Origin of the sequence: Oceaniglobus indicus, assembly GCF_002751875.1 — a bacterium.
GTDB lineage: Bacteria > Pseudomonadota > Alphaproteobacteria > Rhodobacterales > Rhodobacteraceae > Oceaniglobus > Oceaniglobus indicus.
The window spans coordinates 1-26,134 of record NZ_NMZM01000001.1; the positions used below are offsets into that span (position 1 = coordinate 1).

The 26,134-nt window shown below is 64.6% G+C and carries 25 protein-coding genes; 16 read left to right on the plus strand and 9 right to left on the minus strand.

All coding sequences use genetic code 11. The features are described 5' to 3' along the window. From CFP68_RS00005 to alaS, 3 genes are all read left to right on the plus strand, one after another. Positions 1-667 (plus strand): response regulator (locus CFP68_RS00005; RefSeq protein ID WP_145953366.1); only part of this gene is annotated, 667 nt, incomplete at its 5' end. A 175-nt stretch (positions 668-842) separates the two neighbouring features. Then, positions 843-1,913, plus strand: a complete 1,071-nt coding sequence (gene recA / locus CFP68_RS00010; protein ID WP_099823154.1) for a recombinase RecA — start codon at positions 843-845, stop codon at positions 1,911-1,913. A 135-nt stretch (positions 1,914-2,048) separates the two neighbouring features. Further along, positions 2,049-4,715 (plus strand): alanine--tRNA ligase, encoded by a 2,667-nt coding sequence (alaS, locus tag CFP68_RS00015; RefSeq protein WP_099823156.1) that lies wholly within the window; start codon positions 2,049-2,051, stop codon positions 4,713-4,715. Between the two features lie 275 nt (positions 4,716-4,990). Here the strand turns inward: alaS and typA are convergent, their stop codons facing one another. The 6 genes from typA to CFP68_RS00045 form a co-directional block, all read right to left on the minus strand. Further along, positions 4,991-6,811 carry a translational GTPase TypA gene (typA, locus tag CFP68_RS00020; protein WP_099823159.1) on the minus strand — a complete coding sequence of 607 codons (1,821 nt, stop codon included), beginning with the start codon at positions 6,809-6,811 and terminating at the stop codon, positions 4,991-4,993. 121 nt (positions 6,812-6,932) lie between these two features. Further along, positions 6,933-7,865, minus strand: a complete 933-nt coding sequence (locus CFP68_RS00025; protein ID WP_099824105.1) for a hypothetical protein — start codon at positions 7,863-7,865, stop codon at positions 6,933-6,935. 194 nt (positions 7,866-8,059) lie between these two features. Continuing rightward, positions 8,060-8,932 carry a mechanosensitive ion channel family protein gene (locus CFP68_RS00030; protein ID WP_099824108.1) on the minus strand — a complete coding sequence of 291 codons (873 nt, stop codon included), beginning with the start codon at positions 8,930-8,932 and terminating at the stop codon, positions 8,060-8,062. 68 nt (positions 8,933-9,000) lie between these two features. Next, complete coding sequence (locus tag CFP68_RS00035; protein ID WP_099823161.1) at positions 9,001-9,336, minus strand: DMT family transporter; 336 nt, start codon at positions 9,334-9,336, stop codon at positions 9,001-9,003. Positions 9,337-9,351: 15 nt separating this feature from the next. Then, complete coding sequence (locus CFP68_RS00040) at positions 9,352-9,963, minus strand: YitT family protein (RefSeq protein ID WP_099823164.1); 612 nt, start codon at positions 9,961-9,963, stop codon at positions 9,352-9,354. Between the two features lie 127 nt (positions 9,964-10,090). Next, positions 10,091-11,305 carry an NADP-dependent isocitrate dehydrogenase gene (locus CFP68_RS00045; protein ID WP_099823166.1) on the minus strand — a complete coding sequence of 405 codons (1,215 nt, stop codon included), beginning with the start codon at positions 11,303-11,305 and terminating at the stop codon, positions 10,091-10,093. 293 nt (positions 11,306-11,598) lie between these two features. On the opposite strand from CFP68_RS00045, the gene CFP68_RS00050 reads away from it, so the two are divergent. The 7 genes from CFP68_RS00050 to CFP68_RS00080 all read left to right on the plus strand — a co-directional run bounded on the left by CFP68_RS00050 (position 11,599) and on the right by CFP68_RS00080 (position 17,923). After that, the gene (locus CFP68_RS00050) at positions 11,599-12,336 is read left to right on the plus strand and encodes a 50S ribosomal protein L21 (RefSeq protein WP_099823168.1); all 738 of its coding nucleotides are present in this window, start codon (positions 11,599-11,601) and stop codon (positions 12,334-12,336) included. A 6-nt stretch (positions 12,337-12,342) separates the two neighbouring features. After that, a complete protein-coding gene (gene rpmA / locus CFP68_RS00055) occupies positions 12,343-12,612 on the plus strand; it encodes a 50S ribosomal protein L27 (protein ID WP_099823170.1) in 270 nt (89 codons plus the stop codon). 330 nt (positions 12,613-12,942) lie between these two features. Next, positions 12,943-13,482 carry a GNAT family N-acetyltransferase gene (locus CFP68_RS00060; protein WP_099823173.1) on the plus strand — a complete coding sequence of 180 codons (540 nt, stop codon included), beginning with the start codon at positions 12,943-12,945 and terminating at the stop codon, positions 13,480-13,482. A gap of 12 nt (positions 13,483-13,494) precedes the next feature. Next, positions 13,495-14,412, plus strand: a complete 918-nt coding sequence (locus CFP68_RS00065) for a GNAT family N-acetyltransferase (RefSeq protein ID WP_206601884.1) — start codon at positions 13,495-13,497, stop codon at positions 14,410-14,412. Positions 14,413-14,467: 55 nt separating this feature from the next. Further along, on the plus strand, positions 14,468-15,505 hold the full coding sequence (gene obgE / locus CFP68_RS00070) for a GTPase ObgE (protein ID WP_099823177.1): 1,038 nt from the start codon (positions 14,468-14,470) through the stop codon (positions 15,503-15,505). Next, positions 15,493-16,599: a glutamate 5-kinase gene (gene proB / locus CFP68_RS00075; protein WP_099823179.1), complete on the plus strand. Its 1,107-nt coding sequence runs from the start codon at positions 15,493-15,495 to the stop codon at positions 16,597-16,599. The genes obgE and proB overlap by 13 nt, the downstream gene beginning before the upstream one ends. A gap of 58 nt (positions 16,600-16,657) precedes the next feature. Beyond that, positions 16,658-17,923, plus strand: coding sequence for a glutamate-5-semialdehyde dehydrogenase (locus CFP68_RS00080; RefSeq protein ID WP_099823181.1), 1,266 nt, complete (start codon positions 16,658-16,660; stop codon positions 17,921-17,923). On the opposite strand, the gene CFP68_RS00085 is transcribed toward CFP68_RS00080, so the two are convergent. After that, a complete protein-coding gene (locus tag CFP68_RS00085; protein ID WP_241523890.1) occupies positions 17,913-18,512 on the minus strand; it encodes a histidine phosphotransferase family protein in 600 nt (199 codons plus the stop codon). The two genes, CFP68_RS00080 and CFP68_RS00085, sit on opposite strands and share 11 nt — an antisense overlap. A 39-nt stretch (positions 18,513-18,551) precedes the next feature. Here CFP68_RS00085 and CFP68_RS00090 point away from each other — a divergent pair, with 39 nt between their 5' ends. From CFP68_RS00090 to olsA, 3 genes are all read left to right on the plus strand, one after another. Further along, on the plus strand, positions 18,552-18,725 hold the full coding sequence (locus CFP68_RS00090; protein ID WP_099823187.1) for a DUF3553 domain-containing protein: 174 nt from the start codon (positions 18,552-18,554) through the stop codon (positions 18,723-18,725). Positions 18,726-18,898: 173 nt separating this feature from the next. Beyond that, complete coding sequence (olsB, locus tag CFP68_RS00095) at positions 18,899-19,675, plus strand: L-ornithine N(alpha)-acyltransferase (RefSeq protein WP_099823189.1); 777 nt, start codon at positions 18,899-18,901, stop codon at positions 19,673-19,675. Then, a complete protein-coding gene (olsA, locus tag CFP68_RS00100; RefSeq protein WP_099823191.1) occupies positions 19,672-20,517 on the plus strand; it encodes a lyso-ornithine lipid O-acyltransferase in 846 nt (281 codons plus the stop codon). Before olsB ends, olsA begins: the two co-directional genes overlap by 4 nt. On the opposite strand, the gene CFP68_RS00105 is transcribed toward olsA, so the two are convergent. Next, complete coding sequence (locus tag CFP68_RS00105; protein WP_099823193.1) at positions 20,489-21,127, minus strand: thiamine phosphate synthase; 639 nt, start codon at positions 21,125-21,127, stop codon at positions 20,489-20,491. The two genes, olsA and CFP68_RS00105, sit on opposite strands and share 29 nt — an antisense overlap. Positions 21,128-21,248: 121 nt before the next feature. On the opposite strand from CFP68_RS00105, the gene CFP68_RS00110 reads away from it, so the two are divergent. The 3 genes from CFP68_RS00110 to CFP68_RS00120 all read left to right on the plus strand — a co-directional run bounded on the left by CFP68_RS00110 (position 21,249) and on the right by CFP68_RS00120 (position 24,700). Beyond that, positions 21,249-21,998 carry an RNA methyltransferase gene (locus CFP68_RS00110; protein WP_099824111.1) on the plus strand — a complete coding sequence of 250 codons (750 nt, stop codon included), beginning with the start codon at positions 21,249-21,251 and terminating at the stop codon, positions 21,996-21,998. A 65-nt stretch (positions 21,999-22,063) separates the two neighbouring features. Next, on the plus strand, positions 22,064-23,203 hold the full coding sequence (ctaA, locus tag CFP68_RS00115) for a heme A synthase (protein WP_099823195.1): 1,140 nt from the start codon (positions 22,064-22,066) through the stop codon (positions 23,201-23,203). A 24-nt stretch (positions 23,204-23,227) separates the two neighbouring features. Continuing rightward, a complete protein-coding gene (locus CFP68_RS00120; RefSeq protein WP_099823197.1) occupies positions 23,228-24,700 on the plus strand; it encodes a carboxypeptidase M32 in 1,473 nt (490 codons plus the stop codon). Between the two features lie 102 nt (positions 24,701-24,802). Here CFP68_RS00120 and CFP68_RS00125 read toward each other — a convergent pair whose 3' ends face one another. Then, the gene (locus CFP68_RS00125) at positions 24,803-26,128 is read right to left on the minus strand and encodes an HlyC/CorC family transporter (protein ID WP_099823199.1); all 1,326 of its coding nucleotides are present in this window, start codon (positions 26,126-26,128) and stop codon (positions 24,803-24,805) included. Positions 26,129-26,134: the final 6 nt, after the last annotated feature.

Below are 26,134 nucleotides of genomic sequence, written 5' to 3' on the forward strand. Positions count from 1 at the left end.
GGCTGGCGACATCATGCGAACTTCATCCGGTCCAACCCGCTTGAAACAGCCGAGACCGGTGAAAAATCGAGGTGCCCACAAGATATTCGAACCCTTCTTCACGACAAAAAAGACCGGCGAAGGCACCGGACTCGGCCTGTCCACGGCCTACGGCATCGTCAAGCAGACGGGCGGCTTCATCTTTGCGGAAAGCGAAGTCGGCAAGGGGTCGTGCTTCTCCCTCTACTTTCCCGCCCACAACCCCGGCAAGGCCGTCCAGAAAGCGCCGGCGGTCAAGCAACCCGCGCCAGCACTCCAGATCGGCGCGGGAGCGGTTCTGCTGGTCGAGGATGAACCACCGGTCCGGGCGTTCGCGTCGCGGGCGCTCCGCCTCCGTGGCTATACCGTGCTCGAGGCCGAGAACGGTGAGGATGCGCTGGAACTCCTGTCCGACCCGGCGCTTCATGTCGACGTGTTCGTCACCGACGTGATCATGCCGGGGCTCGACGGCCCCAGCTGGGTGCGGCGCGCGCTCAAAACACGTCCCGCGACGCGGGTGATCTTCGTTTCGGGTTATTCGGAAGAAAACCTGGCCGATGCGCAGACACTGATCCCAAACTCGACCTTCCTGCCCAAACCGTTTTCCCTCACGCAACTCACCACCGTCGTCCAAAAGCAGTTTGCCTGAGCGCGCGGACGCGGTTTGCCCTCAAACCGTAACCCTTCGTTAACCCGGACAGCTTTAGACTAATTTTATAAAAGGCTTGCGATGTTCCTGTTTTGGTCCCATATGTGAGCGGAACATAAAATGAACAATGCGGCGATTGCTGATCGGTTGAGGGTGTGAAATAAGGATGGCTAAAATGGCAACGGCGAACTTACTCGACATGACAAACAAGCAAAGCGGCGACAAGCAGAAGGCGTTGGATTCCGCGCTGGCCCAGATCGAACGGCAGTTCGGCAAGGGATCGATCATGCGTCTTGGCGTGGACAATCCCGTGGCCGAAATCGAGGCGATTTCGACGGGATCCCTCGGGCTGGACATCGCTCTGGGGATCGGGGGTCTGCCGCGTGGGCGGATTATCGAGATTTATGGCCCGGAAAGCTCGGGCAAGACAACTCTCGCACTTCATGCAGCGGCCGAAGAACAGAAGAACGGTGGCGTTTGCGCCTTCGTGGATGCCGAACATGCCCTGGATCCGCAGTATGCAAGGAAGCTTGGCGTCAACCTGGATGAACTGCTGATCAGCCAGCCTGATACCGGCGAACAGGCACTGGAAATCACCGATACACTCGTCAGATCCGGCGCGGTGAGCATGGTGATCGTCGATTCGGTGGCAGCGCTGATCCCCAAAAGCGAGCTGGAAGGCGACATGGGCGATTCCAGCGTGGGGGTTCAGGCCCGATTGATGAGCCAGGCCATGCGCAAGCTGACCGGCTCGATCAACCGTTCGAAATGCATGGTGATTTTCATCAACCAGCTTCGCATGAAGATCGGCGTCATGTTCGGCAGCCCGGAAACCACGACCGGCGGCAACGCCCTCAAGTTCTATTCGTCGGTGCGTCTCGATATTCGCCGGATCGGTTCGATCAAGGATCGCGACGAGGTCGTGGGCAACCAGACTCGGGTGAAGGTGGTCAAGAACAAGGTCGCACCGCCGTTCCGGACCGTCGAGTTCGACATCATGTATGGCGAAGGCATCTCGAAACGCGGCGAGCTTCTGGATCTGGGCGTTCTAGCGGGGATCGTGAACAAGTCGGGGTCATGGTTTTCCTACGGAGACGAACGGATCGGCCAAGGCCGGGAAAACGCCAAGACCTTTCTCAAGGACAATCCGGCCATGGCGCTCGAGATCGAGGACAAGATCCGCGCGTCCCATGGCTTGGATTTCAGTTCGAAGGACTCGGACGACGATCCCGTGACGGAAGACTAGACGGATCGCCGGAGGCGCGCGCGCCCCTCCGGCGATCCGCACTCTGTCCCTTTCCGGTCTGCGCTTGCGGTGGACAGTGGCCGATGGCGGAGCTAGACCACGAGAGCCGCGATCAACTCTTGGACCAATGCCCCCATGCCCAGCCTGAACGATATCCGCTCGACCTTTCTTGATTACTTCGCTCGCAACGGCCACCGGATCGTGGACAGCTCATCGCTGGTGCCGCGCAACGATCCGACGTTGATGTTCACCGCTGCCGGCATGGTTCAGTTCAAGAACCTGTTCACCGGGGTGGAACATCGCGATTACACCCGTGCGACGACCGCGCAGAAATGCGTGCGTGCGGGCGGCAAGCACAACGATCTGGACAACGTCGGATACACGGCCCGCCACCATACCTTTTTCGAGATGCTGGGGAATTTCAGCTTCGGAGATTATTTCAAGGAACAGGCGATTCCGCTGGCGTGGGACCTTCTGACGAAGGAGTTCGGGATCGATCCCGACCGGTTGCTGGTCACGGTGTATCACACCGACGAAGAGGCGGTGAAGATCTGGAAGGCCCACGCCGGCCTGCCGGACGAACGGATCATCCGCATCGCGACCGACGACAACTTCTGGTCGGCAGGTCCGACCGGTCCCTGCGGCCCGTGCACCGAAATCTTCTATGACCACGGCGATCACATCGCCGGCGGCCCGCCGGGAAGCCCGGACGAGGACGGCGATCGTTTCATCGAGATCTGGAACCTCGTATTCATGCAATACGAACAGTTCGAGGACGGCACCCGTCGCGATCTGCCCAACCAGAGCATCGACACCGGGATGGGGCTCGAGCGGATCGGCGCCCTGTTGCAGGGCAAGCATGACAATTACGACACCGATATCCTGCGGGCCCTGATCGAGGCATCGGCACAGGCCACCGGCACTGATCCCGACGGTGCCGGCAACATTCACCACCGCGTTATTGCCGACCACCTGCGATCGACATCGTTCCTGATGGCCGACGGGGTGCTGCCGGGGAACGAGGGGCGCGGATATGTCCTGCGCCGGATCATGCGCCGTGCGATGCGTCATGCCCATCTTCTTGGCGCGAGCGATCCGCTGATGCATCGACTGGTGCCGGCGCTGGTGCGCCAGATGGGACAGCCTTATCCCGAGCTTGTCCGCGCCCAGGCCATGATCGAAGACACGTTGCTGACCGAGGAGACGCGCTTCAGACAGACACTGGAGCGTGGCTTGCGGTTGCTGGATGACGAACTGGCGGGTCTGCCAGCGGCCGCCGCCTTGCCGGGGCCGTCCGCGTTCAAATTGTATGACACTTTCGGCTTTCCGCTGGATTTGACGCAGGATGCCTTGCGCGAAAAGGGGCGGTCAGTGGACGTCGCGGGTTTTGACGCCGCCATGGCGGCGCAAAAGGCCAAGGCACGTGCGTCCTGGGCCGGCTCTGGCGAAACCGCCGATGCGGCGATTTGGTTCGATCTGGCCGAGCGGGTCGGCAATACCGAATTCCTGGGCTACGAGACCGAAAGCGCCGAAGGTCAGATCCTGGCGTTGGTCCGCGACGGCACCGAGGTGAGCGAGGCGACGGCCGGACAAAAGGTTCAGATTGTCGTCAACCAGACGCCGTTTTATGCCGAAGCGGGGGGGCAGGTCGGCGACACCGGTCAGTTGACAACCGCATCCGGGCGCGCCCGCATCACCGATACGCGCAAGGTCGGGGGGGTGTTCATCCATTTTGCCGAGGTGACCGAAGGCAGCGTTTCGCGCGGGGCAGGGGCCGGGCTGGCTGTGGATCACGAGCGGCGGTCGCTGGTCCGGGCGAACCATTCCGCGACCCACCTGCTGAACGAGGCGCTGCGGGAGGTTCTTGGCGATCACGTGGCACAGCGCGGATCCTTGAACGCGCCCGACCGCCTGCGGTTCGATTTCAGCCACAACCGGGCATTGGACGCGGACGAACTGGACAAGATCGACGCGCGGGTGAACCATTTCATCCGTCAGAACGCACCGATCAGCACGCGGCTCATGACGCCCGACGATGCCCGCGCCCTTGGGGCACAGGCCCTGTTTGGCGAGAAATACGGCGACGAGGTGCGCGTCGTGTCCATGGGCGAGGCGGACACTGGCAAGGGAAACAACGGGCGGACCTGGTCGATCGAATTGTGTGGTGGCACCCACGTGGCCCAGACCGGTGACATCGGCCTGTTCGTGATCACCGGTGACAGTGCGTCGTCGGCGGGCGTGCGGCGGATCGAGGCGCTGACCGGGGCGGCGGCCTTCGCCTATCTCAAGGGGCAGGACCGGGCCTTGGCCGAAAGCGCACTGGCGCTGAAAGCGTCGGCCAACGATGTTCCCGGGCGCGTTCGCGGACTTCTGGACGAACGGCGCGCGCTTCAGAACGAAGTCGCGCAGCTGCGCCGTGAACTTGCGATTTCGGGGGGCCGTGGTTCAGGCGCGGCAGAACCGGCCGAAACGGTGAACGGTATCGCGTTCGTCGCCCAGGTTCTGAGCGGTGTAAGCGGAAAGGATCTGCCTTCGCTGGTGGATACCCACAAGGAGCGGCTGGGCTCGGGTGCGGTTCTGTTGATCGCCGACACGGACGGCAAAGCCGCCGTTGCGGCCGGAGTGACGAGCGATCTGACCGACCGCGTCTCTGCCGTCGATCTGGTCAAATCCGCGGTTGCGGCGATGGGCGGCAAGGGCGGTGGTGGCCGCGCCGATCTGGCCCAGGGTGGCGCGAAAGACGTCAGCGGCGCGGATGCGGCCATGTCGGCCGCCCGCGACATCCTGGGCGCCGCGTCTTAGTAACCAGCATGGCGCGATCTGCGTGACCAAGCGAGCAATGTCGAGCGCGGCATTGCTCGGGTGCTCGTTTCGGGCGCTTTGACGTGTGGCCTTGCAGTCCGGAAACAACGTTTCTTTCCGTTTCATCTTCACATCCCAAGCCAAGGTTCACGTCCGACAGCTCGGGCGCAATCGCTCGGTTTCCGCTTGATGCGCGATAAAGAATTGGCGCGAACCGTTGCCGGCCGCGCCAATCGGATGTCGTGTGGCCCCGAAGGGGCCTCGCTCAGGTCACTTCAGGTGGCAGCTTTCGCATGACGCTTGCGTTCGTGCGGGTCGAGGTGGCGCTTGCGCAGGCGGATCGAGGACGGCGTGACCTCGACCAGTTCGTCGTCGTCGATATAGGCGATGGCCTGCTCCAGGCTCAGCGTGACGGGCGTCGTCAGACGCACGGCTTCGTCGGTGCCGCTGGCGCGCACGTTGGTCAGTTGCTTGCCCTTCAACGGGTTCACTTCCAGATCGTTGTCGCGCGAATGTTCACCGATGATCATGCCGGTATAGACCGGTTCCTGTGCGCCGATGAAGAACTTGCCGCGATCTTCCAGCTTCCACAGCGCATAGGAGACCGAGACGCCATTCTCCATCGAGATCAGGACACCCTGACGACGGCCGGGGATCGGGCCCTTGTGCGGCGCCCAGGAATGGAAAACGCGGTTCAGCACGCCGGTGCCGCGCGTGTCGGTCAGGAACTCACCGTGATAGCCGATCAGGCCGCGCGACGGCACATGGGCGATGATCCGGGTCTTGCCGGCGCCGGCCGGCTTCATCTCGATCAACTCGCCCTTGCGGTTGCCGGTGATCTTTTCGATCACGACACCGGAGTATTCGTCGTCCACGTCGATCGTCGCTTCCTCGATCGGCTCGTGGGTGACGCCGTCGATATCGCGCAACAGGACCTGGGGCCGCGACACCGACAATTCGAACCCCTCGCGGCGCATGTTCTCGATCAGCACGCCCATCTGCAGTTCGCCACGACCGGCGACCTCGAAGGCCTCGCCGCCCGGTGTGTCGGTGATCTTGATGGCGACGTTGGATTCGGCTTCTTTCAGAAGACGCTCGCGGATGACGCGCGACTGCACCTTCTTGCCTTCGCGCCCGGCCAGCGGGCTGTCGTTGATGCCGAACGTCACGGTGATGGTCGGGGGATCGATCGGTTTCGCCTGCAGCGGTTCGTCCACCGCCAGCGCACAGATCGTGTCGGCCACGGTGGCCTTGGTCATGCCGGCCAGCGAAACGATGTCACCGGCCTGGGCTTCGTCGATGTCCTGCGGGGCGAGACCCCGGAAGGCCGAGATCTTGGTGACGCGGAACTGTTCGATCTTCTGGCCGATGCGCGACAGGGCTTGAACCGTGGCGCCGACCTTCAGCGTGCCGGACTCGACCCGGCCGGTCAGCATACGTCCCACGAAGGGATCGGCCGACAGGGTGGTGGCCAGCATGCGGAACGGCTCGTCGATGTTCTTCATCTGCGTGGGCGGCGGAACGTGCCGCACGACAAGATTGAACAGCGCATCGAGGTTCTTGCGCGGGCCGTCCAGTTCGGCGTCGCACCAACCGTTGCGCCCCGAGGCATAGAGGTGCGGGAAGTCCAGCTGGTCGTCATCGGCGTCGAGGCTGGCGAACAGGTCGAACACCTCGTCCAGCGCGCGGTCAGGCTCGGCGTCGGGCTTGTCGACCTTGTTCAGCACGACGATCGGACGAAGCCCGAGGGCAAGCGCCTTGGAGGTGACGAACTTGGTCTGCGGCATCGGCCCTTCGGCGGCGTCGACCAACAGCACCACGCCATCGACCATCGACAAGATCCGCTCGACCTCGCCGCCGAAATCGGCGTGGCCGGGGGTGTCGACGATGTTGATGCGCTTGCCCTTCCATTCAAGGCTGGTCGCCTTGGCCAGGATGGTGATGCCGCGTTCGCGTTCGATGTCGTTCGAATCCATGGCGCGTTCGGACACGGCCTGGTTGGCGCGGAAGGATCCGGATTGTTTCAGAAGCTCATCGACGAGGGTGGTCTTGCCGTGATCGACGTGAGCGATAATCGCAATATTGCGAAGGTCCATTGGGTCAGCCTTTTTCGGAGTTGTCGCGCCTTACAATGCAGACGCGGAAAATACCAGACCAAACCGCCAATGCACAAGCGCGCCCGGTGAGGGGCGCGCTTTCGTTGCGTCAGGGTCGGTATCAGATGCTGTGAAAGCCGCGGAACAGGCGACCTTCGTCGCGGTGGCGTCCGCCGACCGACGAGCCCCAGATCGCGGCGACGGCCGCAATCAGGAATGCCGCGGCAAGGGCGAAACCGGTCAGGACCGAGGCCGTGCGCGCGGCTTCGGCAGCGTCGCGTGCGGCCTGTTCGGCGTCGGCGACGGCGGCCTCGGCCTGTTCGCGCAGGGCGATCACCTCTTGTGCGGCCTCGTCCACGCGGGCTTCGGCGCCGGCTTGTGACAGGTTCGAGTTCTGGGCGATGGCCGTTGCCAGGTATTCGCGGTCGCCTTCGTCGATTTCGCCGGTGCGCACGATGTCACCGAGAACGGCCATGGCACCATCGGGCAGGGTGGCATCGCCGTCGACACGGATGCCGGTGCCGCGCAGAAGACGCTGGTTGATGATCTGCAGCGGGTTGACGTTGACCCCCTCGATCGCGTTTCCGGCGCTGCCCGCGGCCGATGCGGCCCCTTGTGCGACGCTGCTGACGGCGCCCGCCGCGCCCTGGGCGACGTTACCCACGGTGTTGGCGGTGGTGCCGACGACGCCGGCGGCCATCCAGGCGCTCAGCAACAGGCCCAGCCCCCAGACCACGGCGCCGTGCATGCTGTCACGCGCCGCGACCTCGTCCTTGTCGGCGTTATCGACCCGGCGGCGCATCCGGCCGGCGATATAACCGCCCGCACCATAGGCCGCGACCGTCGTGATCAATAGCCAAGCGCCGACAAGGATCAGGGCGAAGCCACCCGATCCTTCGCCTTGGTAGGGCGAGATTGCCGACAGCCCCAGCGCGGCACCGAAGCCTGCGAACAGGATGCCGATTGCGGTGGCCACAACGCCGCCGCCGATGATCGCGGGCCAGTCGAAGTAACTGCCTGGCTGCTGCGCGAGTGGCGCGGCGCGATCTGTCATCTGTTGTGTGCGCTCAACCATTTCAGCCAAGCCCCAGCAGCGACAGAATCGCCAAAACGATGACAATCAGACCGACAAGATAAATGATACCGCCCATGGGTGCGTCTCCTTGATGTAACCGCCCGGCACGAATGCGGGCCTCTGGTCACACAAGTGTGAAACGGCGCGATGGTTCCAAGATGTCGCAGGAAAGATCAGCTTTCCTCTTCGGTGTCCTTGCCGGAACGCCTCTCACGCCTGAGGACCAGCGGATCCTTGAACGTCAGATTGCGATAGGGCAGCGGTATTTCGATGCCCGCGTCATCCAGCGCGCGTTTGACCGAAGATATGACGTGATCGCGCGAACTGCGGATGTCCACCGGGCGCGATCCGGTCCACCATGTCACCTCGAAGTTGATCGAGCTGTCGGCGAATTCGCGCGCGAAGATCTGCACATCCTTCACATCGTCGCGGACCAGATCGGTATCGCGCACGGCGGCTTCGATCACCTCGCGGGCGGTGTCGATATCGGCATCGACCGGGACGCGGCAGATGATCGTGGTGCGCCGCACGTCGCGCGAGGTGCGAATCGTCACCGGGTTCTTGAAGAACATCGCGTTAGGCGCCACCACCAGTTGCCCGTCAGTCTGCCGGACGTGCGTGTCGCGAATCGTGATCACCTCGACCTGGCCCTCGATGCCTTCGCATTCGATATAATCCCCGACGGCAAAGGGTTCGCGGATCAGCAGCAGGATCCCGGCCAGGAAATTCTCGAACACGTCCTTGAAGGCGAAACCGACGGCGACGCCGCCGATTCCCAACGCGGTCAGCGCCTTGCCGGGGGTGATCGTCGGAAAGGCGATGGTCACGGCGATCAGGCCGCCCATCAGCCACAATCCGACCGTGGCCAGCATCACCAGCACATCGACCAGCGCGCGCCGCAGACCGGCCCGCCGCAACACCCGTGGCGCCGACCATTGCACGACGCGCACGATGCCCCAGACCACCGCCAGAAAGACCAGCGCCATCAGGATCAGCGGCAGCGAGCGCCAGAAAGCGGTGAAATAGCTTTCGAACTGAACCCGCATGGGTTCGGGAAAATGGGCCCAAATGCGTTCGATCACGTTCGCCATCCTCCCCCGGCCTTGCGCCGATGCTAATGTTGCGTGCTGTCCGAGAACAGGTGGATCACCAGAATCCCGACCAGAATCAGCGCCATGCCGACGACCGCCGGCATATCCAGCCGCTGGCCGAACACCACCAGGCCGATCGCGGCGATCATCACGATGCCAAGGCCCGACCAGATCGCATAGACGATTCCGACCGGCATCACCCGCAACGTCAGCGCCATGAGCCAGAACGACAGGCCATAGCCGACCACGACAAGAAGCGACGGCCACAGGCGCGAAAACTGATGGCTGGCCTGAAGCGCGGTCGTTCCCACGGTTTCGGCCACGATGGCGAGGATCAGATAGACATAATGGAGGGGCATGGACAGCCTGCCGGATCAGGTGGCGACATAGCGGTCGCGGCGATGGTTGATCGCGATGATCATGTTGAGGACCACCGCACCCAACAGGGAATAGACCACGATGTCGACCGGGAACAGGGCCAGAGCCACGGTGAAGATCACCGCATCGGCGGCAAGCTGCACATACCCGGCGCGAAAGCCGGTGGTATCCTGCACCAACAGGGCCACGACGCCGAACCCGCCCAGCGATCCGTTGTGGCGAAACATCACCAGAAGGCCGAGTCCGGTCAGACAGCCGAAGATGACCGCGCCAAGCGCCGGGTTGACCGCTCCCAGCGTGAAGCCGAACGGCAGGAATTCGGTGACCAGCGACAGGAATGTCACCGAGATCATGGATTTGACGGTGAAAACCGGCCCGAGGCGTTTCCATGCCAACACATAGAACGGCAGGTTGATGACGAAGAACACCGGGCCGAAGGACCAGCCGGTCAGATACGACACGATCACGGCCATCCCCGCCGTCTGGCCGGTGATCAGCCCGATATGGGTCAGGATGTGCAGCCCCAAGCCGCACAGGAACACCCCCAGGGACAATCCCTGTGCGTCCTCGAAAACCGTGTGCTGCTGAGTGGTCCGGGGTGCGATCATGTGCCTGCGCCAGAACGGAAGGCCGGAACCGGCCCGACATGGTTTGTGCGGCCATCGTTCGTCGATGCCGCATGACGGAAACCGGGGGCCCGCAGGCCCCCGGCGTTGTCACTCGGGGTCGGAACCCTCAGGCGGCCAGCGCCTTGTTCAGGTTCTCGTCGACCTTCTCAAGGAAGCCTTCGGTCGTCAGCCACTGCTGATCGGGTCCGACGAGAAGCGCCAGATCCTTGGTCATGAAGCCGGATTCCACCGTATCGACCACGACCTTTTCCAGCGTCTCGGCAAAGGTCATCAGGGCGGCGTTGTCGTCCAGCTTGGCACGGTGGCGCAGACCGCCGGTCCAGGCAAAGATCGACGCGATCGAGTTGGTCGAGGTCGCCTCGCCCTTCTGGTGCTGACGATAGTGGCGCGTGACGGTGCCGTGGGCGGCTTCGGCCTCGACGATCTTGCCGTCGGGCGTCATCAGCTGCGACGTCATCAGGCCCAGCGATCCGAAGCCCTGCGCAACGGTGTCCGACTGCACGTCGCCGTCATAGTTCTTGCAGGCCCAGACATAACCGCCCGACCATTTCATCGCCGAGGCGACCATGTCGTCGATCAGACGGTGTTCATAGGTCAGGCCGGCTTCCTTGAACTTGTCGGCGAATTCCTCGTCGAACACCTTCTGGAACAGGATCATGAACTGGCCGTCATAGTTCTTGAGGATCGTGTTCTTGGTCGACAGGTAAACCGGATAGTTGCGCTTGAGGCCATAGTTGAACGAGGCGCGCGCGAAATCCTTGATCGATTCGTCAAGGTTGTACATCGCCATGTAAACGCCCGAGGACGGCGCCTTGAACACTTCCTCTTCCATCACGGTGCCGTCTTCGCCGACGAATTTCATCGTCAGGGTGCCGGGTCCAGGGAACTTCATGTCGGTGGCGCGGTATTGGTCGCCGTATGCGTGACGGCCGATGATGATCGGCTCGGTCCAGCCGGGGACAAGGCGCGGCACGTTGGAACAGATGATCGGCTCGCGGAACACGACGCCGCCCAGAATGTTGCGGATCGTGCCGTTGGGCGAACGCCACATCTTCTTCAGGCCGAATTCCTCGACCCGGCCCTCGTCGGGGGTGATGGTGGCGCATTTGACGCCGACGCCATATTTCTTGATCGCTTCGGCCGCGTCGATGGTGATCTGGTCATCCGTCTCGTCACGCGACTGGATGCTCAGGTCGTAATACTTCAGATCGATGTCCAGATAGGGCAGGATCAGCTTCTGCTTGATGAAATCCCAGATGATGCGGGTCATCTCATCGCCGTCCAGCTCGACGACGGGGTTTTCGACTTTGATTTTCGACATTGTGGCCTCTGCGATTTGTTGCACTTGGCGCGCGGTGTAGCGTAATCGTGGCGCCGTGGGAAGTGTATGCAATGGTATGCCGATCACGGTTCGGCGCATGAAAACATCGGTGCGCGACCTTGACTTGCGGCACGATCCGACGGATAAGCCGCGCTCTGGCACGGGAGTCTCCGTGCGGATTGCAAGCAACGCAGCCCGCCAAGGGCGCGCTGTCCGAGGCAGGCCCGAACCATCGGGCCACGAAACACCCGGCACCGGGGGCCACAGGACGCGGAGAGAAAAAGGAAGATCCGATGTTCGCGGTTATGAAAACCGGCGGCAAGCAATACAAGGTTCAGAGCGGCGATGTGCTGCGCCTGGAACGTCTTGCGGCCGAAGCCGGTGAAAAGATCCAGTTCAACGAAATCCTGATGGTCGGCGATACCGTCGGCACCCCCTTCGTCGAAGGTGCGGGTGTCCAGGCCGAAGTGATCGACCAGATCAAGGGCGAGAAGCTGATCCACTACGTCAAGCGTCGCCGCAAGCACAGCTCGCAGCGCACCAAGGGGCATCGCCAGAAGCTGACGCTGGTCCGCATCGGCGACATCCTCGAATCGGGTGCCGGCGATACGGGCGTCAAGGCCGCCATCGGCACCGGATCCCTGTCGGCCGCGGCGCTGGCCGCCATGGCCCCGGCCAGCAACAAGCCCGCCAAGCCCGAGCAGGATCGCACCGCCAAACCGGCGAAGGCGAAAGCCGCCAAGACCAGCAAGGCCAAGGCACCCGCCGCCGCCGAGGGTGAAGGCAGCAAGCCCGCCAACCTGCTGAGCGAAGCGCGCGACGGCAAGGCCGACGATCTGAAGAAGATCTCGGGCGTCGGTCCCAAGCTGGAAAGCCTGCTGCACGAAAACGGCGTGTTCCACTTCGACCAGATCGTCGAATGGACCGCCGAAGAAATCGCCTTCATGGACGAACAGCTGTCGTTCAAGGGCCGTATCGCACGCGATGACTGGCAGTCGCAGGCTGCCGAATTCGCCGCTGAAAAGGAGTAACACCCCATGGCACACAAAAAAGCAGGCGGTTCCTCGCGCAACGGTCGCGACTCTGCGGGCCGGCGCCTTGGCGTCAAGAAGTTCGGCGGCGAAGCCGTCATTCCCGGCAACATCCTCGTGCGTCAGCGCGGCACCAAGTGGTGGCCGGGCGAAGGCGTGGGTCTGGGCCGCGATCACACGATCTTTGCCACCGTCGAAGGTCAGGTCACCTTCCACAAGGGGCTGAAGCGGCGCACCTTCGTATCGGTGCTGCCCACGGCCGAGGCCGCCGAGTAAGCCGACCTTCACGAGGTCACGCTTCAGGGAGCCGGCACATCGCCGGTTCCCTTTTTGCATTCCCGCCAAAGGGCTTGCCTTTGTGGCCGGACCTGCTTTGTTCATGGCGGGATTGATGCGCAATCTCTGGTTGGCAGTTCTTGCAAGCGTTTGCCAACGTCCCCATCTCAAAGGGGAAATGCAGGAATTTGAGGCAGTCCGGTCCGCGCCTTGGGAGGGGCCATCGCCGCACAGTGCGGCGTCGATGCGAATCGGACGAATTGACAGGTTGGACCGTTGCGGCGCCGGCGATTGCAGGCGTCGAAGTTTGGTAATGTTGGGAGGTAGATCATGAAGATGGATAGGGTGATAGAGCAGCCGACGTTCAAGACCGAGCGTCTGGTGGTGCGTCCGCTGGTCAAATCCGATGCGGGACTGATCGCGATGCACACCTCAGATCCGCGCGTTGCCGCTGCGACCCGCTCCATCGCGCACCCCCTGCCGCCCGGTGCGACCGAGGCTTTCGTTGCCCGCGCCCAGAGTCCCGACCGGACCGAAGATCACTGGGTTCTCGACGGCAGCGGCGCGAACCTGCCGGAAGTCCTCGGCATTCTCAGCCTCGAGCGGATGGACCGCGACCAATCCGAGATCAAATACTGGATCGCCCCCGCCTTCTGGAATACGGGTCTTGCCTCGGAAGCCGTGCAGGCAATGGTCGCATTGAACCCGCAAAACGCGAAAACGCTGTTCGGCAGCGTGTTCCAGGACAATCCGGCTTCGGCGCGTGTGCTGACGAACGCGGGGTTCACCTATCTTGGCGATGCCGAAGCCTATTGCGTCGGGCGTGCGGCGACGGTGCCGACCTGGACCTACACGATGAAACTGGCCTGAACGATGGCCGTCGTGCGCGACGTTCTGCGCACGCCGCGCCTTCTGCTGCGACCCTGGACTGAACCTGACGCCGCGGCCCTGGCCGAGGCCATCGGGGTTTACGACGTGGCACGCTGGCTGGGGCGGGTGCCATACCCATACGGGTTGGCCGAAGCGCGCGATTTTATCGAAGACGCGTCGCGGAGGGCGGGGCGCGAATGGCTGATCGAACGGGACGGTCGCTTGGTCGGCGGCCTGTCGGTCGACGGTGAATTGGGCTTCTGGCTTGCGCGCCATGCCTGGGGGCAGGGGGTCGCGACCGAGGCTTGCGATGCGGCAATCGATGCGTTCTTCGGCGATCGTGCAGCACGCCGGATCGACGCGTGCTATGTCGAAGGCAATCGGCGCTCGGTCGGTGTTCTGCAAAAGCAGGGGTTCATCCCGGGCGACGCCCTGCGCCGAATTCAGTCCGCCGCCCTGTCGCAAACCGTGACGTCCCAGGTCATGACGCTTGAGCGTGACCGCTGGGCCGCGCGCCGCACATTCCGGCTGAAGACCGCCCGCCTGACGCTGCGGGGCCTTTCCGATCGCGATCTGGCGGCGGTTCACGGCCTCGGATCCCACGACGACATCGCGGCGATGATCGCGCCGGGTGTGGCATGGACGCGGGACGCGGCTTGGCGCTGGCTGTGGCGGGCGCGGTTCCGCGGGCGGGTGGGGTTTCACGCCGCCATTTGCCGCTGGGGTCGGGTGATCGGTCTCGCCGGGGTTACACGCGCGCCCGGCGCAGACATCAACGTCACCGTATGTATCGCGCCCCACCACCGCCGCCGCGGTTTCGCCCGCGAGGCCCGCGCGGCGGTGGCCGGCGACCTCGGGCGTCGGTTTGCGGTGCAGGACGTGCCGCGCGCGGCGGGCCTGACCACCCTTGCTGCGGCCCCGACCTCTTGAGGCCGGAGCCGAAACCCTTTATTGCCCGCCAAGTCCAGCCCAAAGGCCATCCGTCATGAAATTCCTCGACCTGTGCAAAGTCTATATCCGTTCGGGGGCCGGGGGCGCCGGCTGCATCAGCTTTCGCCGCGAGAAATACATCGAATACGGTGGCCCCGACGGCGGCGACGGTGGCAACGGCGGCGATGTCATCGTCGAAGGGGTCGATGGCCTGAACACCCTGATCGACTTTCGCTATCAGCAGCATTTTTTCGCGCAAAGTGGCCAACACGGCATGGGCCGCCAGATGACCGGTCGCTCGGGCGACGATATCGTGCTGCGTGTGCCGGTCGGAACCGAGGTCCTCGAGGACGACGAAGAGACGGTGATCGCCGATATCACCGAGGTCGGGCAACGCGTGACCCTGGCGCGGGGCGGCAACGGTGGCTGGGGTAACCTGCATTTCAAATCCGCCACCAACCAGGCGCCGCGCCGCGCCAATCCGGGGCAGGAGGGGGTTGAACGCACGATCTGGCTGCGCCTCAAGCTGATTGCCGACGCCGGTTTGCTGGGTCTGCCGAACGCGGGTAAATCAACGTTCCTTGCCGCCACGTCGAACGCGCGGCCCAAGGTTGCCGATTATCCCTTCACGACGTTGGCACCGAACCTGGGCGTGGTCGGCGTCGATGACGCCGAATTCGTCCTGGCCGACATTCCCGGCCTGATCGAAGGCGCCTCGGACGGTCGCGGTCTTGGCGCGATCTTCCTCGGCCATGTCGAACGTTGCGCGATCCTGCTGCATCTTGTCGATGGCACCTCCGACGATGTCGTGGCGGATTACCAGACGATCATCGACGAGATCGAGGCCTATGGCGCCGGCCTGGCCGACAAGCCGAGGATCACCGCCCTGAACAAGATCGACGCGCTGGACGATGACGAACGGGCAGAAAAGCTGGCCGCGCTTCGGGCGGTTGCCGGTCCGGCGGTCATGGCAATCTCCGGCGTCAGCCGCGAAGGCCTGACCGACGCGCTGCGCGCGGTGCGCGCCGGAATCGCCGACGACCGGCTGCGGCGGCGGGATGACAGCGTCAAGGCAGCACCGTGGCGGCCCTGAACGATGCACGCCGGCTGGTCGTCAAGATCGGCTCGGCGTTGCTGGTCGACCGCGACACAGGCGCCTTTCGCGGCGATTGGCTGACCGCGCTGGCCGCCGATGTGGCCGAGATCGTGGCCCGCGGCACCCAAGTGATCCTGGTCTCGTCCGGCTCCATCGCGCTGGGGCGGGGGGTTTTGCAACTGGGCAACGGCACCCTGGCGCTGGAACAATCCCAGGCGGCCGCCGCCGTTGGCCAAATCCGCCTGGCGCGCGCCTATGAACAGGCCTTTACCCCCCATGCGCTGATGACGGCGCAGGTTCTGGTGACCCTGGAAGATACCGAAAACCGCCGCCGCTATCTGAACGCGCGCGCAACCCTCGGGCAACTCCTGGCGCTCGACGTCCTGCCCATCGTGAACGAGAACGACACCGTGGCCACCGATGAAATCCGGTTCGGCGACAACGATCGCCTGGCCGCGCAAATCGCCGTGACGGTCGGCGCCGACCAACTGGTGCTGTTGTCCGATGTCGATGGCTTTTATTCCGCCAACCCACAAACCGATCCCAGCGCGCGTCGGTTCGACACCATCGATCGCATCACCCCCGAAATCGAGGCGATGGCAGGCGACGCCGGCTCGGGCCTGTCCAAGGGGGGCATGAAGACCAAGGTGATGGCCGCGCGCACGGCCACGCAGGGGGGCTGTGCCATGGCGATCACCGATGGGCGCCCCGACCACCCGCTGCGCGCCCTGGCCAATGGTGCGCCCGCCACGTGGTTTCGACCGCTGGACGATCCGCAGGCCGCGCGAAAACGTTGGATCGGCGCGATGAAGCCGCGCGGGACCCTGTGTCTGGATCCCGGTGCGGTCGATGCGCTGCGCCGCGGCAAATCCCTGCTGCCGGCCGGTGTACACCGCGTTCTGGGAAGCTTCGGCCGCGGCGATCCGGTCACGCTGCACGACGCGGCCGGGCACCCCGTCGGCGTCGGACTGGTGCGGTACACGGCCGCCGAGGCACGGGCGATCATGGGCCGCCACTCGGCCGAAATCGAAACAATCCTCGGCTATCCCGGGCGCGCCGCCCTGGTGCACCGTGATGACATGGTGCTCTGACACCCGGCTTTTTCTTGCTATAAGTACTCAATCCCAAGACCTCCACGAGGACAGACCGATGAAAGACCTGAGCGATATCGCGGCAGTGATGGCCGACATCGGCGCACGGGCGCGGCGGGCCGCAGGTGAACTCGCCGTTGCAACGGGCACGCGCAAGGCCGACGCGCTGAACGCGGCCGCCAGCGCGATCGACGAAGACACCGATGCCATCCTCGCCGCGAACGCCCGGGATCTCGCCGCCGCCCGCAAGAAGGGCCTCGCCGGCGCCATGCTCGATCGGCTGACTCTCGATCCTGAACGCGTCAGGGCGATTGCCGGCGGTCTGCGCGCCGTTGCGGCGCAGGATGATCCAGTGTTCAAGGTTCTGGCCGACTGGCAACAACCCAACGGGCTGTCGATTCAGCGGGTGCGCACGCCCCTGGGCGTGATCGGCGTGATCTATGAAAGCCGCCCGAACGTGACCGCCGATGCCGGCGCGTTGTGCCTGAAGGCGGGCAATGCGGTGATCCTTCGCGGCGGCTCCGAAAGCGCGGCGTCGTCGCGTGCCATTCACGCCTGCCTGTTGCGGGGTCTGGACGCCGCAGGTTTGCCGCGCGACGCCATTCAACTGGTGCCGACGACCGACCGCGCCGCGGTGTCCGAGATGCTGGGCATGTCGGGCATCATCGACGTGATCGTGCCACGCGGCGGCAAAAGCCTGGTTGCCCTGGTGCAGGAGCAGGCCCGCGTCCCGGTCTTCGCCCATCTCGAGGGCATCGTGCACATCTATATCGACAAGGAGGCCGATGCGGAAACCGCCTTGCGTGTGGTGATGAACGCCAAGACCCGGCGCACCGGCATCTGTGGTGCCGCCGAATGCCTGCTGATCCATCGCGATATCGCCGACACCATCGGTCGGGCCGTCCTTCGCGCGCTGATCGAGGCGGGCGTCGAAGTGCGCGCCGATGCCACCCTTGCGACGTGTCCCGGCACCATCCCGGCGACCCCACGGGACTGGGGCCAGGAATTTCTCGACATGGTGATCGCGGCCCGCACCGTTGCAAACCTGGACGAGGCGATTTCGCATATCCGCGAATTCGGATCGAACCACACCGATTGCATCCTGACCGAGGACGAAACCGCGGTGGCCGAATTCTTCTCGCGGCTCGATTCGGCGATCCTGATGCACAACGCCTCGACCCAGTTCGCCGATGGTGGTGAATTCGGCATGGGCGCCGAAATCGGCATTGCCACGGGCAAGATGCACGCGCGCGGCCCGGTCGGCGCCGAGCAATTGACCAGCTTCAAATACCTCGTGCGGGGCAAGGGCGCCGTCAGAACGTGAGGGTGATCCGGCCGTCCGCGATGTCGACCGTCACGCGGCGCCCGATTTCGCTCGCGCAGCGCCCCGCCAGCGGGAAATGCACCTCGGAGGCTTCGATTTCGGCCGTCTCGGCCCCGCCGTCGAACTGGTCCCAGAGCGTGTCGAGCGATTTCAGACGCTCGGCGGTGCCCGTCATGACGAACCCCGCGTCCTCGCGCGTGATGTCGACCGAACCGCCCCAGGGCATCGCCGTCTCGAGGCACTGGATCAGGAGGAACGCCAGCTTGACCTCGCTGCGTGCGATGTCGCCCTGCACCCGCCACGAAATTGTCGATCGTCCGCCCGCCGACAGGCCCGCAAGGATCGATGCGATTTCGCCCCCGTCGGCGCATTGGTCGGACCGCGCGACGCCGAAGGCGACCCGGAAGAACCGGATCCGGGCGTTGGCATTGTCGACGCTTTCACTGATCAGGGCCAGTTCCGGCCCCTCGACCACGCCGGCCATCGCCAACAGTTCCATGCCGTTCGATATGGCACCCAGCGGGCTGATCAGGTCGTGGCAGATCCGCGAGCCAAGCAGCGAGTCGAGATCGGGGCCGGTGCGGTTCACGTGCCGCGACCGCGGATCGGGCACCGCATGGGGCGACGCATGAGTGCGCTGCTGCAGCCGGGCATGTTGGTGCGCCATCCGCAACGCCCGGATTGGGGCGTTGGACAGGTGCAGTCGAGTATCGGCACTAAGGTTACGGTCATGTTCCCGCATTCCGGCAAGGTGGTCATCGACAGCACGCGCGTGGATCTTGAGCCTGTTTTCGACACCTGATCGCGGCGCGCACCGTTCTGGTTGCATTGCATCGTTGATATTCGACCTTTGGTTAACAAAACCTCAACGCTGGGTGACATCGGGTCAAGAATTTTCTCGCTGGCGTCTGTTGCCAGCCGCGGCGTCGCTGCCTACACACGCCGCAGCGTCACCAGACCGCCGGAGGTTCCGCGATGTGCGCCACCGCACCCGCCTTTCAGCTGCGACTGGCCACCGATCCCCGGGACAGGGCCGCGGCCCATCGTTTGCGCTACGAGGTGTTCGTGGCCGAATTGGGCGGCGACGGCCCGTTGGTCGATCATGAAGCCCGGCGCGAGGTGGATCGCTTCGATGCGTTTTTCGACCATCTGATCCTTGTCGATCCGGCCCGCGATGCGGCGCGCCTGGATCACGTGGTCGGCGTCTACCGCGTCATGACACCCGAAGGCGCGGCGCGTGCCGGACAGTATTATACCGAGGATGAATACGATATTTCGGTTCTGCGGCAAAGTGGGCGACGCCTGCTTGAACTGGGGCGGTCCTGTCTGCATCCGCAGTATCGCGGCGGCACGGCGATGATGCATCTGTGGTCGGGTCTCGCCGACTATGCGACCCGACAGGGGGCCGAGATCCTGTTTGGGGTCGCATCGTTCCATGGCACGGATATCGCGCGGCTTGGCCCGTCGCTGTCGGTGCTGCATCATCGGCATCTGGCACCGCCCGCGCTGCGCGTGCGGGCAAGGTCCGACAGCTTTCAGGCCATGGACCTGATCGCCGAATCCGATCTGGACCGCACCACCGCCATGCGCGGGGTTCCCGCCCTGATCAAGGGATATCTGCGGCTGGGCGGCTTCGTGGGCGAGGGCGCCTATGTCGATCACGCGTTCAACACGACCGACATCTGCCTGGTCATGGACACGGCGCGGATGAACCTGCGCCAAAGTGCGATCTATACACGGGCGCGGGCATGAGCGCGCCTTGGCAGGAACGCGATACACCGCCGCCCGCGGCACCGCTCGGCGTCCGGGGATGGATCCGAGTCGCGGCGCGGGGCGCGACCATGGCGGCGCTGGTGTTCGGTGGGCTTGGCGTGCTTCTGCTGGTGCGCATGTTCGAACGGCCGCTGTGCGGTATGCGCCGGCCCGTGACCCCCGCGATCACCCAGGGCGTATGTCGCGGCGCGCTGAAGATCCTCGGGCTGCGGCTCCGCCGCCGCGGCACGCCCATGCGTCACGCCGGAGCTGTCGTTGCCAACCATGCGTCATGGCTGGACATTTTCGTTCTCAACGCGCTGGACCGGGTTTATTTCGTCGCTAAGTCCGAGGTTGCGGCCTGGCCGGGGATCGGCTGGCTCGCCCGCGCGACCGGCACGGTCTTCATTCGCCGGGATCCGCGCGAGGCCGCGCGCCAGCGGGAGATCTTCCTCGACCGTCTGTCGGCCGGCCATCGCCTGCTGTTCTTTCCCGAAGGCACATCCACCGACGGAACCTGTGTGTTGCCTTTCAAATCAACGCTTTTCGGCGCATTCTTCTCAGATCACATCAACGTTCCACTGCATATTCAACCGGTCACGGTTGTCTATCAAGCACCGTCCGGCCTTGCGCCGACGTTCTATGGATGGTGGGGCGACATGGATTTTGCCAGCCATCTGGTTCGCATGCTGGCCGCGCCGCACCACGGAGCGGTCGACGTGGTCTTTGGCGAACCTCGGCCGGTGGCAGCCTTCGCGTCGCGCAAGGCGCTTGCTCAGGATCTTGAAGCAGCGGTTCGATCAGAGATGGAAGTTATTTTTCACCAACGGCTTGCGCGATGATCCTGATGTAATCCGCAAGGCTGGCGGCAGGATCGTCAGTGCGCCAGATCTCATCGCCGATACCGAAGAAATCGGTGATCGGCGCCAACTGGGCCAAGCTGTCGGGGCTCAGCGCACCTTCCGCCACGACAGGCAGTTCGATCATCTCGGACCACCAGGCGAACAGGTCGGGTTCCGCTTGGGATCCGTCGCCAAGGGGGGTGGCGCCGACCGGGCCGAAGCTGACGTAATCGGCCCCGGCCTCGCCTGCGTTCATGCCGTCATGGCGCGATGTGCCGCAATGGGCGCCGATGATGGCGTCACTGCCCAGATCCTTGCGCACCTTGCGCACGTTGCGCGCGCCGTCGACCAGGTGCACACCATCCAGTCCCAGCCGCTCGACCAGCAGGACGTGATCTTGGATCACCAGCGGCACGTCGCGCGCATGGGCCACCTCACGCAGCGCATCGGCGGTGCGTGCGATCCGGTCATCGTCGCGCGTCGCGAGATGCAGCCGCACACAGGCCACGTCCGCCCCGTCCAGCACCCTGGCCAGCGTATCGGGAAAGGTCGAAAGCGTGATTTCGGGCGGCGTGATGAGATAGATCTGGGGCTGGTCGGGGTCGTCCATGGGCATCCTCGTGTCGTTGTGCCCCCTATAGCGGGCTTCGCATCGATTGACCATTGCCGACGCGACCCTTGAACCCGCGCGCGGTGCGCCGTATCACGCAGGCCCGCGCAGCGAGGACAGGATGCAGATCACACCCCCCGCCGAACCCGCCTTTGTGCTGGTCAATCCCCAGATGGGCGAGAATATCGGGGCCGCGGCCCGCGCGATGTTCAATTTCGGCCTCACTCGGATGCGGCTGGTCGCGCCGCGCGACGGCTGGCCCAATCCGCGCGCCAATGCCCTGGCCAGCGGCGCCGGAAGGATCCTGGACGCGGCGACATTGCACGCCACCACGGCCGAGGCCCTGGCCGATTGCACCTTCACCTTTGCCACCACGGCCCGGCGCCGCGACCTCGCCACACCGGTGTTCACGCCCGAGGCGGCGATGCGCCATGCCGCGGAATTGATGTCGAACGGCGGCCGGGTGGCCGTGTTGTTCGGGCCCGAACGGGCAGGGCTGGAGAATGCCGACATCGTGCGCGCCAACGCGCTGATCTCGGTGCCGGTGAATCCCGAGTTTCCGTCGCTCAACCTGGCGCAATGCGTTCTGTTGACGGCCTATGAGTGGCGCCGCCTGTCCGATGCGACCCCGCCCGTTGCCAGGGGCGCCACCCGCGAGGCGCCTGCCACGGCGGTCGAGATCGAAAAGCTGGCCGATCATTACGAGGCCCGGCTGGACGAGGCCGGATTCTTCTTTCCCGCGCACAAGGCCGGATCGATGAAACTGACGTTGCGCAATCTCTGGTCGCAGCTGTCGCTCAGCCAGGCGGATGTGCGGATCTTTCACGGTGTGTTGCGGCAACTGGTGCGGCACCGGGACCAATTGAAGTAGGCGGCGGGACGGTCTTGAAGGGGCGCGGGGGCTGCCATACCCTCGATACGACAAGCGAGGACAGGATGAGCGGCAAGCGCGCGATTTTCGAGGAAGTGGGCACCGACAGGGTGCGGAACGCAACACCGTCCGGCGGCATGATCGATGCCCGCCCCCGGGGCGCGCGGCGTGGCATCCGGATCTGGTTGATGATCCTGTTCGCGCTGGTGGTGGTGATGATTGCCGTCGGCGGCCTGACCCGGCTGACCGATTCAGGATTGTCGATCACCGAATGGCGCCCGGTGACCGGGGCGATCCCGCCGATGGATGCCGCCGGCTGGGCCGCCGAGTTCGAAAAATACCGCGCGATTCCGCAGTATCAGCTTGAAAACAAGGGCATGACCCTGGCCGAGTTCAAGACGATCTACTGGTGGGAATGGGGCCATCGCCAACTGGGGCGCGTGATCGGCGTGGTCTGGGCGCTGGGGTTCTTCGGATTCCTGGTCGCGCGCCAGATCCCCACGGGCTGGACGCTGCGGCTTTTGGGCCTCGGGGTGCTTGGCGGGCTTCAGGGGGCAATCGGCTGGTGGATGGTGACGTCAGGCCTCGGCGGCGACCGCGTGGCGGTCGCGTCCTATCGGCTGGCGACGCACCTCGGGCTGGCGTTCGTCATCCTCGGGCTGATCGCATGGTACGCGTTTCTCCTGGGGCGCAGCGAACGTGACCTGATGCAGGCCCGCCGCAGCCGCGAGCAACGCCTGTCCCTGCTGACCGGTCTCGTCATTGGGGCCGCCTTTGTGCAGATCCTGCTGGGCGCGCTGGTCGCGGGTATCGATGCGGGCCGCGCGTTTCCGCAATGGCCGTTGATGGCGGGGGGCATCCTGCCGCCGGATCCGTTCGTGCTGACCCCGATCTGGCGCAATTTCTTCGAGGATGCGGGCCTGGTTCAGTTCATGCACCGCACTTGGGGCTATGTGCTGTTCATCCTCGTGATTGCGGTGTGGTGGCGCGCCCGCCGCTCGCCCCATCATGCCACGCGCCTTGCGCTGAACGCGGTGTTGGCGGCGACCGTGATCCAGATGCTGATCGGCATCGCCGCGGTGCTGTATCAGGCGCCGTGGGAAATCGCGATCGTCCATCAGGCCGTTGCCGTCGTGCTCTGGGTGCTGATGCTGCGCGCCCGCCACATGGCACGCTATCCCGTGGCCCAGTCGGTCCGCGGCTGAACCCTTCACGAATCGGAGCATACGATGTCGGCCTATACAGATCTCATGACGTTCCAGCGCGACACCGAAGCCCTGGGGCAGGTGGCCGGTCGGCTGGCGTGGGATCAGGAAACCGTGATGCCGCGTGGTGCCGCCGATCAGCGCGGCGACGAGGTGTCGGCGATGGAAACCGTCCTTCACGCGCGGCGCACCGATCCGCGCATCGGCGACTGGCTGGCCAGGGCCGAACCCGAGTCCGAGATCGAGGCCGCGCAACTGCGCCACATCCGCCGCGCCTATCTGCGCCACACCCGCGTGCCCGCGCGCCTTGCCGCCGCCCTGGCCCGCGAGACCAGCCTGTCACAGGGCATCTGGGCCGCAGCGCGCGCCACTGACGACGTCGCCGCGTTCCTGCCGACGTTTCGCCGCGTGCTGTCTCTGGTGCGCGAACAGGCCGCCGCCCTGGCCGATGGCGGCGATCCCTACGACGCGCTGCTGGACGACTATGAACCTGGCGCCACCGGGGCCAGCCTGTCGGCCATGTTCGCGGCCCTGCGCCCGCGTCTGGTGGCCCTGCGCGAGGCGATCCTGGGGGCCGAACACACGCCTGCCGCCCTCACGGGGATCTTCCCGGAAGACGGACAGCTCAAGGTTTCCACCACCCTTGCGACCGCCTTCGGGTATGATTTCGACCGCGGGCGGATCGACAAGGCGGTGCATCCGTTCTCATCCGGCTCCGGCAACGACGTGCGCATCACCACCCGCACGATGCCGGACGATCCGTTCAACTGTTTCTATTCCACCGTGCACGAGGTCGGCCATGCCGCCTATGAACAGGGCATCGACCAGGCCTATCTGCTGACCCCTGTGGGCTGCGGCGTGTCCATGGGCGTGCACGAAAGCCAGAGCCGCATCTTCGAGAACCAGCTGGGCCGCTCGCGCGCGTTCACCCGGTATCTTCACGGGGTGATGGGCCAGACGTTCGGCCCCCTGAACATCACCGATCCCGATGCCTTCTATGGCGCCGTCAACCGCGTGCGTTCGGGCCACATCCGCACCGAGGCGGACGAAGTGCATTACAACCTGCATGTCCTCCTGCGTTTTGACCTGGAACGCGATCTGATCGCCGGAACCCTTGCCCCCGAGGATCTGGAACAGGCCTGGAACGCCCGGTTCGAACAGGACTTCGGCCTTGTCGTCGACCGGCCGTCCAACGGCATGTTGCAGGATGTCCACTGGCCCATCGGCCTGTTCGGATACTTCCCCACCTACGCCCTCGGCAACGTGTATGCGGGATGCCTGCACCAGACCCTGCGCAGCGCCGTGCCCGATCTCGACGATCATCTTGCGCGTGGGGACACGACCCCGGCCACGACATGGCTGCGCGAGAACCTCCAGCGGCACGGCGGTTTGCACACGTCCCGCGCGACGATCGCCAATGCCTGCGGATTCGATCCCCACGAAGGGCCGCTGCTCGACTATCTCGAAACCAAGTTCGGCGCGCTCTACAGCCTCTGAACGGACCGGAATTGTGCACCCCGGGGCTTCTTACTGACCGAAATACTCCCGCCGGAGGCACCGCCCTGTCCGCCAGTGCCGCCGGTCCGGAGGGCGTTGCCGCTACAGCGGGCGGATCTTCAACCGCGTGATCCGGTTGTCCTTGCGCTGTGCCACCTCGAACCGGAAGCCATGAAAGCTGAACACCTGGCCCTGGTTGGGGATCAACTGTGCCTCGTGAATCACCAGGCCCGCGACGGTGTTCGCCTCGTCATCCGGCAGCGACCAGTCGGTGGCGCGGTTCAGATCGCGGATCGTCATGCCGCCATCGATCAGGTAATCGCCCGCCGGTGTCGGCTTCAGCGGTTGCGCGGCGTCCATGTCGAACTCGTCGGTGATCTCGCCGACGATCTCTTCCAGGATATCCTCGAGCGTGATCAAACCCTGCAGCGCCCCGTATTCGTCGACCACCAGCGCGAAATGCGTATGGCGGCGCAGGAACTGGCGCATCTGGTCGTCCAGGGTCGTCGTCTCGGGCACGAAATAGGGTTTCATCGCAACCCCCAGGATGTCGAAATCGGCGAAGGGGTCGTCGGTCTCGGCGCTTTTGTCCCGCATGGCATACATGGCGCGCAACAGATCCTTGGCGTGCACCACACCCACGATCTCTTCCTGGGTGCCGCGATAGATCGGCAGGCGTGTGTGCGACGATCGCAGGCATTGCACCAGGATCTCGCGCGGTGGCATCGACAGATCGATCATCTCGATCTCGGAACGGTGCAGCATGATCTCCTCGACCGTGCGCTCGGCCAGGTCCAGCGCGCCCAGGATCCGGTCGCGGTCTTCCTTTTGCACCAGGCCCTCGGAATGGCCGAGGTTCAGCGCGCCCTGGATTTCCTCGCGCACGGCCAGGACGTGACCGTCGGGATCGGTGCGCACGCCGAACAGGCGCAGCGTCGCGCGCACGATAAGCCGGACCCCCGCCACCATGGGCGAAAGGATGCGGATCAGCCAGATCACGACAGGGGCGGCAAAGGCCGACACCCGGTCGGGTCGGGTGATGGCAAAGGTTTTCGGCAGAACCTCGGCAAAGATCAGGATCAGGGCCGTCATCACCAGCGATGCAAAAACCACGCCGTTGACCCCGAAGATCTTGGTCAGGGCGGCGGTGGTCAGCGATGTCGCGATGACGTTGGCGATGTTGTTGCCCATCAGGATCGCCCCGATGAACGTTTCCTCGTCTTCCTTGATCTTCAGCGCCAGGCGCGCGCCCTGATCGCCCCGGTCGGCGTTCGAGCGCAACCGCCCGCGCGATGCCGCCGTCAGCGCGGTTTCGGTGCCCGAAAAGAAGGCCGACATCATCAGCAGCAGCAACACCACCGCGCAGGTGATCCAGAATGTAGCGTCAAGGTTCGTCGCTGCGGCGGCGGCGGGAACGGTCGTGTCCATGCGGCT